The following is a 14,452-nucleotide window of genomic DNA, read 5'->3' as shown; positions in this document are numbered from 1 at the left end:
AGAAACCGGAGATCCATCTCAAGACGCTCGGCAAGTCGGCCGAAGAGATGGTAGATACCCTGGAACACTGGCTGGACGAGCGTGACATTGCCGAAGAGCAATATGACAATGGCGGCGGCATCTGACGACAGGCCGATGCTCGAAATCTTCGAGCGGCTGGCGCTGGCGGCCGGGCGCGAGGTCATGCGCGTGTTCCATGCCGGCTGCGCGGTCGACCGCAAATCGGACTCCTCGCCGGTGACCGAGGCGGACCGCGAGAGCGAGAAGATCATTCTTGCCGGCCTGCGCGCGGAATTCCCCGACATTCCCTGCGTGGCCGAGGAAGAAGCGGCTGCCGGTGTCATGCCGGGCGAACTTGGCGAGGCTTTCTTCCTTGTTGATCCGCTTGACGGCACCAAGGAATTCGTCAACCGGCGCACCGACTTCACCGTCAATATCGCGCTTGTCCGCCATGGCGTGCCGGAAGTTGGCGTCGTCTTCGCCCCTTGCGGTGGCCGCTTCTTTTCCGGTCTGCCGGGCAGGGCGGAAGTCCTCGACATCGACGGCGATTACCAGATTATCGCCCGTCGGCCGATTTCGGTGAGAACGGCCGCGTCGCCGCTGGCAGTGGTCGCCAGCCGCTCGCACAACACGCCGGAAACCGAAGCCTATATTCGCGACCTTGGCGCCGCCGAGATCGTCTCGGTCGGTTCGTCGCTGAAATTCTGCCTCCTCGCCAATGGCGAGGCGGATGTCTATCCGCGCTTCGGTCGCACCATGGAATGGGACACCGCGGCGGGTGACGCGGTGCTGCGCGCCGCCGGCGGCACGACGCGCACGCTGGACGGCAAGCCCTTGGCCTATGGCAAGCGCAACCAGGCCGATGACGAGGACTTTGCCAATCCGCATTTCATTGCCAGCGGCAGCGCTGCAACCGGAAGGCGCATCGAACGTTGAGGTGGAAACCTCCCGTAGATGGCCTATCCTGTATGGACGTTCCCTGAGTCGGTAGTTGAATGTCCTTTTTTCAGAAATGCCATGCCGTCACTTTGGGCGGATTTCCGGTATGGACCAGCAGTCGAGATGAACTAGGCCTCAGGATGTTGCTGGGCCTCTACGCCCTCTCTCCCGCCCTTTTCGTCTTCGTCGAAATGTCTCCCACGGCCCTGGCATTTGTCGCGGCACTCATGGGTGCTCTTACCCTTTTGACCAAGGGGGCACGCTTTGGCAGGGCAACGATAGGCCTGGCCGTCACTCTGGCTCTCTTGTCCGGCTTTGTCCTGTCGAGCGCCCTGTGGTCGGTCGACGCGAGCCGCTCTCTCATGGCGGCGAAGGACGTGTTTGGCTACTCGGTCGCCGCCATCTTGCTGTTTGAGTGCATTCTGGCGCTTCCGGACGCTCAACGCGACCGGCTGGCACGGGTCTCGTTATTCGGCATGTTGATTGGCCTGGTGTCGGTGATGGGTTGGGAACTGTATTTTGCGTTTTTGACCGAAGATCCAAGATTTGTGGAAAATGTTTTCACCCTCCACAAGATCACGGTCTACGGAGCTTTTTTTGCCGTCATATTTCTTGCGCAGCCGAGGCTGGTCTGGAAGGGGCTTGCGGCTCTCTTTGCCGTGCTGACATTGCTCTACGGCCAATCGACCGGCGTCAATCTGGCGATTGTCTTCGTGGCGGCGATGTTTGTCATGCCCGCCAAATACCGCCAGCACGCCTTGGTCGGATTCTTCGCCGCCTATTTGTCTCTTGTCCTGATTGCCCCTTTCGTCGTCTCGCCGCTGTTTGCCTACCTCAAAACAACGGGCTGGCTGGCTTTCTATCCGGGAACGTTCGCCGCGCGGCTTGATCTTTGGCAGATGATCTCGCCCCACATTGCGGAGCAGCCGGTTCTCGGCCATGGCGCCAATACGATGAGAAACGCGGTCGGGGTCGTGGTGAATCCCACATATTACGCGCAGGCGGATCTTCCGAGCGCGCACAATATCGTATTCGATTTGTGGTACGAGTTGGGAGCGCTGGGCATCATTGTGTACGGGGTGCTCCTGGGCGCGATCATAAGAATGATCGGCCGTTTGAGCGGCCCCTGCCATTTCATAGCCAGCAGCTATCTGATCATAGCTGTTGTCGAACTGTCGGTCGACCATCGGATCTGGTTGTCATGGGTGCTGGGCACTTTGGTCTTCACAGCGGGCATCTGCATATTGCAGTGCCGTTCCGTGGCCCGGCCGGGAACGGATGACCGGATCACAAGACGCGCAGCGACCTTCTCAAAATAGCGGCGCGAAGCGCACGACCGCCTATGCCGGCGAGGTGTCGCCTCTGGTATCCGGCGCCTTATTCGGCCGCGGCCTGCGCCGAGTTCGAGCCGATATAGTTGCGGATCGTTTCGATGATCCGGTTCTGGTCGGCCTCGCTGAGATAGGGGTGCATCGGCAGGCACAGGATGCGTTTCGGCAGGTCCTCCGAAACCGCGAGACCGGTCGGCGTGCGCGGGTAGTCGCGATAGGCGATCTGCTCATGCAGCGGCTTGACGTAGTAGATGACGGACGGGATGCCCTTTTCGCTCAGATGCCCCTTAAGGCCATCGCGTTTCGGCGTCTCGATCGCGTACTGCGCCCAGGCCGAGCGGCTGCCATCCAGGTTGCGGGCGGTGGTGACGATGTCGCCGAGGCCTTCCGCGTAACGCTGGGCGACCACTTGCCGCGCCACCATTTCTTCCTCGAGGATGGCGAGCTTCTCGATCAGGATCGCCGCCTGAAGCGTATCGAGCCGTGAATTGATGCCGACGCGGACGTTGTCGTACTGCGTCTCGCCCTTGCCGTGGAAGGCGAAGGAACGCAGCGCGTCGGCCAGAGCGTCGTCATTGGTGAACATCGCGCCGCCGTCGCCATAGCAGCCGAGCGGCTTGGCCGGATAGAAGCTGGTCGAGCCGACATGGCCGAACCCGCCGCACATCCTGCCTTCGAGCGAGCCGCCCATGGACTGGGCGGCATCCTCGATCACCAACAGGCCTTCGCGATTGGCGATGGCCATGATCGCCTCATAGTCGGCGGCAAGACCGAACAGGTCGACGGGGATGATCGCCTTCGGCTTCAGTCGGCCTTCCTTCTTGATGGCCGCGATCGCCGCCTCGAGGCTGGCGATGTCGATGTTGTAGGTCTTCGGATCGACATCGACGAAAACCGGCTCGGCCTTGGCCAGCGCCACCACTTCCGCCGTGGCGGCGAAGGTAAAGCTCGGCACGAACACCGCGTCACCTGGGCCGATGCCGGCGGCGAACAGCGGCAAAAGCAGTGCGTCGGTGCCGTTGGCGCAGGCAACCACATGCTTGACGCCGACATAGGCTGCGAGCTTCTTCTCGAATTCGGCGACCTGGGGGCCCAGGATGTAGCGGCCATCTTCGACGACGTGGTCGATCGCGGCTTTCAGCCGGTCGCGGATTCGTTCGCGCTGCGCGCCAAGATCGATGAACTGCATGTCGGCCTCAATACCTGCCACTAACCGGCCCGCTGGTACCAGACTTGGCGCGACTGAAAAAGCCGGCTGCGGGCCGGGCATATGGCGCAAGTGTCGCAGCCCGTTACCGTGTTTTGCCGGCGCATTGGCCTAAAAAGCCGGGAATCCGGCCTTGGCGGCGCAATTCAGGCCATGTCTATTGCGGTTTTCCGGCGCATGGAAACATAAAGTGATCGCGCTGGAGGGCCGATCAGCCGATCTCGTGCCGCCATGGGGGATTGGCGCCGGCCCGTGATACCGTCACCGCCGCCGCCTTGGCGCCGAGCGCCAATGCTTTGCGGATGGCGTCTTCCGACAGGCTGGAAATCGCCGCCTTCGTCAGCAGGCCTTGCTCATGCAGGGAGGCAAGGATGCCGGCATTGAACGTGTCTCCGGCGCCGACGGTGTCCACCACCTTCACTGTCTCCGGCATGACGGTGACGCGGTGCTGCTTGCTGTAGCCAACGGCGCCTTCGCTGCCATGCGTGACGACGATCAGTTTCGGGCCGCGGTCGAGCCAATTGCGCACGACATCCTCGTGCGAACCGGCTTCACCGAACCAGTTGAGGTCTTCGTCCGAAAGTTTGACGATGTCGGCCATCGCCATCATCTCCCGGATGCGCCTGAGGTGCTTGGCCTTGTCGGGGATGAAGTTCGGCCGGATGTTGGGATCGAGCATCATCACGCGGGCCTCGTGCTCGCGCCGCATGAATTCCTCATAGGCCGAGCCAGCCGGCTCCGAGATCAGGCTGATGGCGCCGAACAGCATCGCCTCGATCTCGCCGCCGAGTTGCGGCAGGTCCTCGATGGTCAGCATGCGCCCGGCCGTGTTCTCGTCATAGAAGGTGTAGGTCGCCTGGCCGTTGTTCAGCCGCACGAAGGCCAGTGTCGTCGGCCGGGGCGATGTGTGCGCGTAGGTCGAACTGACCTTGCTCGCTCCGAGCGCCTCCCTGAATTGCCCGCCAAACAGGTCCGACGACAGGCCGGAGAAGAAGCCGGACGGCGCGCCGAGCCGGCCGAGTGCGATCGCCGTGTTGAAAACAGCGCCGCCGACATAGGGAGCGAAGGCCGGCTCACCCTGCGTGGTGGTGCGCGGCAGCATGTCGATGAGGGCTTCGCCACAGCAGAGGATCATGGCTTCCTGGTCTCCGGCGGATAGATCACGCCCTTGCGGATGATGATGTTGGCGTAAAGCCGCGGCTCGCTCGTCGCGACGATGGCATGCGCCGATTTGACCCGTGCATAGAAGTCGGCGCCGGCCAGCGCAACCACCTTGCGGCCTGGTGCGCGTTTGGCGCAGATCGCCTCCATTTCACGATGGACAGGGTCGGCAAGCGACGGATCGCCTTTCACCGAGGCTCGAAACAGCGCCTCTGGAACCGCATCGTCGACCGGAAGCAGCGTCAGTATCGCGTCGAGTACGGGAATGAGGGCATGGCCGTCGGTCCGGACGAGGCGTCTTGCCTGCTCCAGCGCCGGATAGTTCCCGTCGACCAGGGCAATCTCGTCACCATGCCCCATGGCGCGCAATGTTGCCAGAAGCTCCGGACCAAGCAGCGCCGGAATCCCGATCAGCATTCAGGCGCTCCTGGCGATCGTCGTCGAACCGATCAGGAAGCGTTCGGAAAGCGGCAGGCTGGCGCCGCCGAGCGCCCGTGCATGGATGCCCACGCTTCCCTCGCGGACCGCCGGAAGTTTCAGCCCTTCGCCGTCGATGGCGCCGATTGCCGTCACGACCGCCTCGACCAGCTTCTTGCGCACGGCCTTCGGCATCCACCCGTCGATCACCGCGGCCTCGAAATCGATGACCGAGGACGCTGCGACGATGGCGTAAGCGAGTGCCTGCGAGGCGCTGGCGATCCACTCGTCGAGTTCGGCGCCGATCTCCCCCCAATCCTCGGGTGAGGTCCACAGATACGAGGCCTCGACGCCACGCGCATTGAGTGTTTTTTCGAGCATGGCGATCGAGGCCACGTCGATCAGCTGGGTCGGTTTTCCACCCGGCCCGGGCACGGGCATGGAGCCGAGCGCGCCGGCATTGCCGGTCGGTCCGCCGAACAGCCGGCCGTTGAGCACAATGCCGCCACCGGCAAAGGCGCCGATGTAGAAATAGACGAAGTCCCGCGCCGCGCCCGTCTGGCCGAAGACCAGTTCGGCGCCGCAGGCCGAGGTGGCGTCGTTCTGCAGATAGACCGGAAAATCGCACTGCGTCTGGATGTCGGTCCTGATATCGCGATGGCGCCATTCGTCCATGACCTCGCGCGGCGCGCCGGCGGTGTCGGCCCAGTTCCACAGCTCGAACGGCATGGCGATGCCGAGTCCGGCAATGCGTTTGTCCTGCGCCGGTGTCAGCGCGCCGCGCATCGTCTTCATGCCTGACGTGACGAACTCGACCGTTTCGCGTGGGGCAGGGTAGCGGTAGGAGTGCTGCAGCATTGCGCGCACGTTGCCGAGGAAATCGATCAGCACGAGTTCGGCGCTGCGGCGGCCGATCTTGAGGCCGATGAAGAAGGCGCCTTCGGGGTTGAGCGCCATGGGGATCGAGGGCTGGCCGATCTTGCCGCGCAACGGCGCCTGACGGACGAGCAGGCTTTCTTCCTCCAGTTCGCGCATGATGACCGAGACTGTCTGCGCCGAAAGTCCGGTCATGCGGGCGATGTCGGACTTCGCCAGACTGCCGTGCTGACGCACCAGCGAAAGCACCAGGCGCTCATTGTGATCGCGCATGCCGCTCTGGTTGGTGCCGCGGTGAATAAGGCTCTCATTCGCTTCGGGCGAACCATGCCTCGCAGTGGCGGTCTCCACCCTGTTCCTCCCGTCGTTTCCCCGGCAATGCTTTTGGGTCAGAATGAGTGAAGGACGCAAGGCTGTCAATAATAAATAAGAGTGATTTAATTATTGACAGATGCCTTGGTCTGGTGTTTTTTGATCTGGCATCCGCGCTGGGAGAAGTCGCCTGGATGCCGTGCGGGTGCCGGTTGGCCGGCATTCGAAAATGTTCCACTGGGAGGAAAATCGTGACCAATACAAAATTGAAGTCCACCGTTTTTGCGGCGGCCGCGCTGGGTCTGATGGCGTTCGCTTCGTCCGCATCCGCCGCCGGCGTCGGCGCCTGCCTGATCACCAAGACCGACACCAATCCGTTCTTCGTCAAGATGAAGGAGGGCGCTACCGCCAAGGCCAAGGAACTCGGCGTCGATCTCAAGACCTATGCGGGCAAGATCGACGGTGACAGCGAGAGCCAGGTGGCGGCGATCGAAAGCTGCATCGCCGACGGCGCCAAGGGCATTTTGATCACCGCGTCCGACACCAAGGGCATCGTGCCGACGGTGAAGAAGGCGCGCGATGCGGGCCTGCTGGTGATTGCGCTCGACACGCCGCTCGATCCGATCGACGCCGCCGACGCGACCTTCGCAACCGACAATCTGGAGGCCGGCAAGCTGATCGGCGCCTGGGCCGCCGCGACGCTGGGCGACAAGGCCAAGGACGCCAAGATCGGCTTCCTCGACCTGACCCCCTCGCAGCCGACCGTGGACGTTCTGCGCGATCAGGGCTTCATGATGGGCTACGGCATCGACGTGAAGGATCCCAACAAGATCGGCGATGAGACCGATCCGCGTATCGTCGGCCACGATGTGACGAACGGCAATGAAGAGGGCGGCCGCAAGGCGATGGAAAACCTTCTGCAGAAGGACAACACCATCACCGTCATTCACACCATCAACGAGCCGGCCGCGGTCGGTGCCTACCAGGCGCTCAAGGCCGTCGGCCTCGAAAGCCAGGTGCTGATCGTCTCGGTCGACGGCGGCTGCCCCGGCGTGAAGTCGGTCACCGAAGGCGTCATCGGCGCCACCTCGCAGCAATATCCGCTGCAGATGGCCGCGCTCGGCATCGAGGCGATCGCCGCTTTCGCCAAGGATGGTACCAAGCCGAAGCCGACCGAGGGCAAGAACTTCTTCGACACCGGCGTCAACCTCGTCACCGACAAGCCGGCCAAGGGCGTCAAGTCCATCGACACCAAGGAAGGCCTCGCCAAGTGCTGGGGCTGATGCTGGCCTGACCGGTAACAGAACCGATCGGCCGGGGGGACTTGATCCCCGGCCGCATCGGGTGGACGATACATCACTGTAAACGCGAACAATCCCGGCGACAGACCGGAAGGCGTGGACGGCGTCAGCGCGTGGCTGAAGCCCTACGGGGAGGAAACATGGCTCAAGCTCAGGAATTCGAGAAGGTTCTCTCGGCCAGCGACACAAGCGTGGCCGCTTTCGACGAGCACAAATCAGCCGTCAAGCGCATCCAGCATTTTCTGCATTCAACGCCGGCGGCGGTGCCGCTGATCGTGCTGCTTCTGTCGATCATCATCTTCGGCATCGCGATCGGAGGGCGGTTCTTCTCGTCCTACACGCTGACGCTGATCCTGCAGCAGATCGCCATCGTCGGCATTCTCGGGGCCGCTCAGACTCTGGTCATCCTGACCGCCGGCATTGACCTGTCGATCGGGGTGATCATGGTGATTTCTGCCGTGATCATGGGCAATTGCGCGGTCAGCTACGGCATGCCGAGCGTGCTCGCCGTGGCGATCGGGCTTGCCGCCGGTGCGGCTTGCGGGCTGCTGAACGGACTGCTGGTCGCCTATATGAAGTTGCCGCCCTTCATCGTGACGCTTGGCACCTGGAACATCGTCATGGCCACGAACTTCATCTATTCGGCCAATGAGACGATCCGCGACACCGACGTCGACACTCAAGCGCCGCTGCTGCATCTGTTCGCCCTGAGCTTCAAGGTCGGCACGGCGGTGCTGACGCTCGGTGTCATTGCCACGGTCGTGCTCGTGATGGTCCTTTGGTACGTGCTCAACCACACCGCATGGGGCCGTCATGTCTACGCCGTCGGCGACGACCAGGAGGCGGCGAAGCTGTCTGGCATCCAGACCAAGAAGGTGCTGGTGACGGTCTACACCCTTGCCGGGCTGATCGCCGCTTTCGCGGCCTGGGTCTCCATCGGCCGCAACGGCTCGATCTCGCCATCAGCCGCCGTCACCGACTACAATCTGCAGGCCATCACCGCGACGGTGATCGGTGGTATTTCTCTCTTCGGCGGTCGCGGCTCCATCCTCGGCACCTTGTTCGGCGCGATGATCGTCGGCGTCGTCTCGATGGGCCTCAACATGCTGGGCGCCGATCCGCAATGGAAAGTGCTCCTCACCGGCGTGCTGATCATCGGCGCCGTCGCCATCGACCAATGGATCAGAAAGGTTTCGGCATGACCCAGGAACCCATCCTCACCGCGCGCGGCCTGGTCAAGCGCTATGGCCGCGTCACCGCTCTCGACAATGCCGATTTCGACCTATACCCCGGCGAAATCCTTGCCGTCATCGGCGACAACGGCGCCGGCAAGTCGTCGCTCATCAAGGCGATTTCCGGCGCGGCCGTGCCGGACGAGGGCGAAATCCGGCTTGAAGGCAAACCCGTCTCCTTCAAGTCGCCGATGGAAGCGCGCGAAGCCGGCATCGAAACCGTCTACCAGAACCTCGCGCTGTCGCCGGCGCTGTCGATCGCCGACAACATGTTCCTCGGCCGCGAGATCCGCAAACCCGGCTTCGTCGGCCAGTGGCTTCGCATGCTGGACCGTCCGGCAATGGAAAAGCGCGCCCGCGACAAGCTTACCGAACTCGGCCTGATGACCATCCAGAACATCAGCCAGGCGGTGGAGACGCTGTCGGGCGGCCAACGCCAGGGCGTGGCGGTGGCCCGCGCCGCCGCCTTCGGCTCGAAGATGGTCATCATGGACGAGCCGACGGCGGCGCTCGGCGTCAAGGAGAGCCGCCGCGTGCTCGAACTGATCCTCGACGTGAAGAAGCGCGGCCTGCCGATCGTGCTCATCTCGCACAACATGCCGCACGTCTTCGAAGTGGCCGACCGCATCCACATCCACCGTCTTGGCCGTCGCCTGTGCGTCATCGACCCCAAGCAATATACGATGTCTGATGCCGTTGCCTTCATGACCGGTGCAAAAGCACCCCCGGAGACGGCATTGGCGGCCTGAACTGCCTGATTGCCGCTGGGTAAGGAGGCGGGGGTGTTCTCTAAATCGATTGAAAACATGCTGCAATGCACTAGGATGGGCTGGGAGAAACGGTGAAAGCCGGTATGATCAGGCCAAACCGAACGAGAGGCGATATGACATCCGCCATGACGATCGAAGCCCCCGCTCTCGACAATCCCGATCCCAAGACGCTCGCCGAAGAAGTCTTGATGTCGCTCAAATACCGGGTCGGCAAGGACACCACCGTCGCGACCCAGTACGACTGGCTGACCGCCTCGATCAAGGTCGTGCGCGACCGCGTCGTCGACCACTGGATGCAGGCGACCAAGGAAGCCTACGACCAGCAGGAAAAGCGCGTCTATTACCTGTCGCTCGAGTTCCTGATCGGACGTCTGATGCGCGACGCCTTTTCCAATCTCGGCCTGATGGAGAACATGCGTGAGGCGCTGTCCTCGCTCGGCGTCGATCTCGACCTGATCGCCGCGCTCGAGCCGGACGCTGCCCTTGGCAATGGCGGCCTTGGCCGGCTCGCCGCGTGCTTCATGGAAAGCATGGCGACCGTCGACATTCCCGCGCATGGCTACGGCATCCGCTATGCCAACGGCATGTTCCGCCAGGAAATCCATGACGGTTGGCAGGTCGAACTGCCCGAGACCTGGCTGGACCACGGCAACCCCTGGGAGTTCGAGCGGCGCGAGCGCTCCTTCGAAGTCGGCTTCGGCGGTTCGGTCGAATCGATCACCTCCAGGGACGGCCGGCTCGAACGCCATGTCTGGAAACCGAGGGAGCATGTTCTGGCGGTTGCCTATGACACGCCCGTGGCCGGCTGGCGCGCCAAGCGCGTCAACACGTTGCGCCTTTGGTCAGGCATGCCGATCGATCCGATCCTGCTCGACAAGTTCAACGCCGGCGACCACATCGGGGCGCTGGCCGAAAGCAACAAGGCCGATGCGCTGTCGCGCGTGCTCTATCCCGCCGATTCCCACATGGCCGGACAGGAACTCAGGCTCAGGCAGGAATATTTCTTCTCCACCGCCTCGCTGCAGGACATCGTCCAGCGGCATCTGAGCCAATATGGCGACCTGAAGTCGCTTCCCGACAAGGCGGCGATCCACCTCAACGACACCCATCCGGCAATCGCCGTGCCGGAGTTGATGCGGCTTCTGATGGACGTCCACGGCATGGATTTCGATCTCGCCTGGGATATCACCAAGCGTACCTTCGGCTACACCAACCACACGCTGCTGCCCGAGGCGCTGGAAAGCTGGCCGGTGCCGCTGTTCGAGCGGCTTTTGCCGCGTCATATGCAGATCGTCTACGCCATCAACGCGCAGGTGCTGCTGGAGGCGCGCGCCACTGATCAATTCTCCGATGAGCAGATCAGCCGTATCTCGCTGATCCAGGAGAATGGCGACCGCCGGGTGCGCATGGGCAATCTGGCCTTTGTCGGTTCGCATTCGATCAACGGCGTGTCGGCGCTGCATACCGAACTGATGAAGGAGACGGTGTTCGCCGACCTGCACCGGCTCTATCCCGACCGCATCAACAACAAGACCAATGGCATCACGCCGCGGCGCTGGCTCATCCAGTGCAATCCGGGCCTTACCGCGCTCGCCCGCGAGGCGATCGGCGATCGCTTCATGGATGACATCGAGGCGATCAAGGGGCTCGATCCGCTCGCCGACGACACCGCCTTCCGCGAAAAATTCGCCGCCGTGAAGCGCCAGAACAAGGTGAGGCTAGCCAACTTGGTCGCCGACCGCCTCGGCATCAAGCTCGACCCTTCGGCGCTCTTCGACATTCAGGTCAAGCGTATCCACGAATACAAGCGTCAGCTCCTCAACATCCTCGAAGCGATCGCGCTCTATGACCAGATCCGCTCGCATCCCGAGCGCGACTGGATGCCACGCGTGAAATTCTTCGGCGGCAAGGCCGCGCCCAGCTACCACAACGCCAAGCTGATCATCAAACTGGCCAACGACGTCGCCAGGGTGATCAACAGTGACCCTTCGGTGCGCGGCCTGCTCAAGGTCGTGTTCGTACCGAACTACAATGTCAGCCTGGCCGAGGTGCTGATGCCGGCCGCCGATCTCTCGGAGCAGATCTCGACCGCCGGCATGGAAGCGTCGGGAACCGGCAACATGAAGTTCGCGCTGAACGGCGCACTGACCATCGGCACGCTCGACGGCGCCAATGTCGAGATCAAGGAGCATGTCGGCGACGACAACATCTTCATCTTTGGCCTCACCACCGAAGAAGTCGCCGAGCGGCGCAACAATGGCTACAATCCCCGCGGCGTCATCGAGGCGTCCCCCGAACTGGCGCAGGCGGTCGCGGCCGTTTCTTCGGGCGTCTTCTCCCCCGATGATCCCAATCGCTACCGCGATCTGATCAACGGCCTCTACGACAGCGACTGGTTCATGGTCGCGGCGGATTTCGACGCCTATGCCGCCTGCCAGCGCGACGTCGATGCCGTCTGGCGCAACAGCCCGGACTGGTACGCCCGCGCCATCCGCAACGTCGCGCGCGTCGGCTGGTTCTCTTCCGATCGCACGATCCGCCAATACGCCAAAGAAATCTGGAACGTGCCCGTCTGATATGATTGCATGAGGCCACGAACGATGGCCGCAAAAACAAACATTTGGTGCCCGGGGAGGGCGACCGCCTGATGAGGAAGCCGCGCGCGACCGCTGCGACAAGCGGGCCGGACGGACTGGCGTCAGCCAGCGATGTCGAGGCGATTGTCGCCGGTACGCACGGTGATCCTTTTGCGGTTCTCGGTGTTCAGGAGGCCGGCAAGAGCCTGTTCGCGCGCTGCTTCGTTCCGCATGCGCAGTCCGTCACCGCCTACACGCTGACCGGCATCGAGGCAGGCGAATTGACCAGGCGCGACGAAGCCGGTTTCTTCGAGGGCAAGCTGTCGATCAGGAAGCGCCAGCCGCTCCGCTACCACGCGCGCAATGCCGGCGGCGACTGGTGGCTGACCGATCCCTATTCGTTCGGTCCGGTGCTCGGACCGATGGACGATTACTATATCGCCGAGGGCTCGCATCTCAGGTTGTTCGACAAGCTCGGCGCCCATGTCATTGAGCACGAAGGCGCCACCGGCGTGCATTTCGCGGTATGGGCCCCAAATGCCAGGCGCGTCTCGGTGGTCGGCGATTTCAATGACTGGGACGGGCGCCGGCATACGATGCGCGACCGTCGCGACACCGGCATCTGGGAGCTGTTCATTCCCGATATCGGCGCCGGCCGGCCCTATAAATATGAAATCATAGGTCCCGACGGCGTGAGATTGCCGCTGAAAGCCGATCCATTCGCCTTCAAGTCGGAGCTGCGCCCGGCAACGGCCTCGGTGACCGCGGTGCCCCCGGCGCATCCATGGGGCGACGAGGCGCATCGCAATTTCTGGCGCAACGCCGACCCCCGGCGCGAAGCCATCTCGATCTACGAAGTCCATGCCGGTTCCTGGCAGCTTCGCGACGACGGCACCTTCCTGTCCTGGGATGAGCTGGCCGACCGGCTGATCCCTTATGTGGTCGAGGCCGGGTTCACCCACATCGAATTCCTGCCGATCTCCGAGCATCCCTATGACCCGTCCTGGGGTTATCAGACCACCGGCCTCTACGCGCCATCGGCCCGCTTCGGCGATCCGGACGGCTTTGCTCGCTTTGTCGATGGCGCCCATCGTGCCGGCATCGGCGTAATCCTAGACTGGGTGCCGGCGCATTTTCCTGTCGACGAGCACGGTCTGGTCCATTTCGACGGCACCGCGCTCTACGAGCATGCCGACCCGCGCAAGGGCTTCCACCCGGACTGGAACACCGCGATCTACAATTTCGGCCGCCGCGAGGTGGTGTCGTTCCTCGTCAACAACGCCTTGTTCTGGGCCGAAAAATACCATGTCGACGGTCTTCGCGTCGACGCGGTGGCCTCGATGCTCTACCTCGACTATTCGCGCAAGCAGGGCGAATGGATTCCCAACGAAAAGGGTGGGCGCGAAAACCTCGAGGCGGTCAGCTTCCTGCAGAAGATGAACAAGGAGCTCTACGGGCACCATCCCGGTGTCATGACTATCGCCGAGGAATCGACTTCATGGCCAAAGGTCTCGGCGCCCGTTCATGAAGGCGGGCTGGGCTTCGGCTTCAAGTGGAACATGGGCTTCATGCACGACACGCTGGAGTATTTTTCCAAGGAGCCGATTTTCCGCAAGCACCATCACAACGAGCTGACCTTCGGTCTGACCTACGCCTTCTCGGAGAATTTCGTGCTGCCGCTCTCGCATGACGAGGTCGTGCACGGCAAAGGCACGCTGCTGGGCAAGATGGCCGGTGACGACTGGCAGAAATTCGCGACCTTGCGTGCCTATTACGGCTTCATGTGGGGTTATCCCGGCAAGAAGCTGCTGTTCATGGGCCAGGAATTCGCGCAGCGCCGCGAATGGAGCGAGGCGCGCGCGCTTGATTGGAACCTGCTCGATTTCCGGCCGCATCGCGGCGTCTGGCAGACGGTGCGCGATCTCAACTATCTCTACCGTTCACGTCCGGCCCTGCATGGCCGCGACTGCGAGCCCGAAGGGTTTTCCTGGCTGATCGTCGACGACAGCCAGAATTCGGTTTTCGCCTGGGTGCGCAACGCTCCTGGCGGCAATCCGGTCGCCGTCATCTCCAATTTCACGCCGGTGCCGCGCGACAATTATCGTGTACCTCTGCCGAAGGCCGGCAAGTGGCGCGAGATCATCAACACCGATGCTTCCGAATATGGCGGCTCCGGCATGGGCAATGGCGGCGTGGTCGAGGCGAGGGCGGAGGGCAAGAGCATCTCGGCAACGATGCTTCTGCCGCCGCTGTCGACGATCATGCTTGAACTCGCCGACGACTGAACTCGTTAAGGCTGGTCAACGCATAAAGACGAGTAACTTGGGAGG

At 62.7% G+C, this 14,452-nt stretch carries 11 protein-coding genes; 7 read left to right on the top strand and 4 right to left on the bottom strand.

Annotated features, from left to right (window positions below; genetic code table 11):
* Positions 1-135 precede the first annotated feature (135 nt).
* Both cysQ and EN851_RS10470 read left to right on the top strand, forming a co-directional pair.
* Positions 136-936 (top strand): 3'(2'),5'-bisphosphate nucleotidase CysQ, encoded by an 801-nt coding sequence (cysQ, locus tag EN851_RS10475; protein WP_189521828.1) that lies wholly within the window; start codon positions 136-138, stop codon positions 934-936.
* A gap of 59 nt (positions 937-995) precedes the next feature.
* A complete protein-coding gene (locus EN851_RS10470; RefSeq protein WP_135929122.1) occupies positions 996-2,258 on the top strand; it encodes an O-antigen ligase family protein in 1,263 nt (420 codons plus the stop codon).
* Positions 2,259-2,316: 58 nt separating this feature from the next.
* Here EN851_RS10470 and EN851_RS10465 read toward each other — a convergent pair whose 3' ends face one another.
* The 4 genes from EN851_RS10465 to EN851_RS10450 all read right to left on the bottom strand — a co-directional run bounded on the left by EN851_RS10465 (position 2,317) and on the right by EN851_RS10450 (position 6,282).
* A complete protein-coding gene (locus EN851_RS10465) occupies positions 2,317-3,459 on the bottom strand; it encodes a DegT/DnrJ/EryC1/StrS aminotransferase family protein (RefSeq protein ID WP_135929121.1) in 1,143 nt (380 codons plus the stop codon).
* Between the two features lie 229 nt (positions 3,460-3,688).
* Complete coding sequence (locus EN851_RS10460; protein WP_135929120.1) at positions 3,689-4,612, bottom strand: carbohydrate kinase; 924 nt, start codon at positions 4,610-4,612, stop codon at positions 3,689-3,691.
* Complete coding sequence (locus tag EN851_RS10455) at positions 4,609-5,055, bottom strand: RbsD/FucU domain-containing protein (RefSeq protein ID WP_135884235.1); 447 nt, start codon at positions 5,053-5,055, stop codon at positions 4,609-4,611. The genes EN851_RS10460 and EN851_RS10455 overlap by 4 nt, the downstream gene beginning before the upstream one ends.
* A complete protein-coding gene (locus EN851_RS10450) occupies positions 5,056-6,282 on the bottom strand; it encodes an ROK family transcriptional regulator (protein WP_127276097.1) in 1,227 nt (408 codons plus the stop codon).
* A 227-nt stretch (positions 6,283-6,509) separates the two neighbouring features.
* Between EN851_RS10450 and EN851_RS10445 the strand changes: the two genes are divergently transcribed.
* The 5 genes from EN851_RS10445 (at position 6,510) to glgB (ending at position 14,407) form a co-directional block, all read left to right on the top strand.
* Complete coding sequence (locus tag EN851_RS10445) at positions 6,510-7,526, top strand: sugar ABC transporter substrate-binding protein (protein ID WP_167531230.1); 1,017 nt, start codon at positions 6,510-6,512, stop codon at positions 7,524-7,526.
* Between the two features lie 158 nt (positions 7,527-7,684).
* A complete protein-coding gene (locus tag EN851_RS10440) occupies positions 7,685-8,746 on the top strand; it encodes an ABC transporter permease (protein WP_127276095.1) in 1,062 nt (353 codons plus the stop codon).
* Positions 8,743-9,525: an ATP-binding cassette domain-containing protein gene (locus EN851_RS10435; protein WP_127276094.1), complete on the top strand. Its 783-nt coding sequence runs from the start codon at positions 8,743-8,745 to the stop codon at positions 9,523-9,525. The genes EN851_RS10440 and EN851_RS10435 overlap by 4 nt, the downstream gene beginning before the upstream one ends.
* Before the next feature lie 134 nt (positions 9,526-9,659).
* Positions 9,660-12,122 (top strand): glycogen/starch/alpha-glucan phosphorylase, encoded by a 2,463-nt coding sequence (locus EN851_RS10430; protein ID WP_135915271.1) that lies wholly within the window; start codon positions 9,660-9,662, stop codon positions 12,120-12,122.
* Between the two features lie 71 nt (positions 12,123-12,193).
* Positions 12,194-14,407, top strand: a complete 2,214-nt coding sequence (gene glgB / locus EN851_RS10425) for a 1,4-alpha-glucan branching protein GlgB (RefSeq protein ID WP_127276092.1) — start codon at positions 12,194-12,196, stop codon at positions 14,405-14,407.
* Positions 14,408-14,452 lie beyond the last annotated feature (45 nt).

The organism is Mesorhizobium sp. M8A.F.Ca.ET.208.01.1.1 (assembly GCF_004791315.1).
GTDB lineage: Bacteria > Pseudomonadota > Alphaproteobacteria > Rhizobiales > Rhizobiaceae > Mesorhizobium.
The sequence above is the reverse complement of the archived record's forward strand: the minus strand, read 5'-3'. Positions and strand labels throughout refer to the sequence as shown.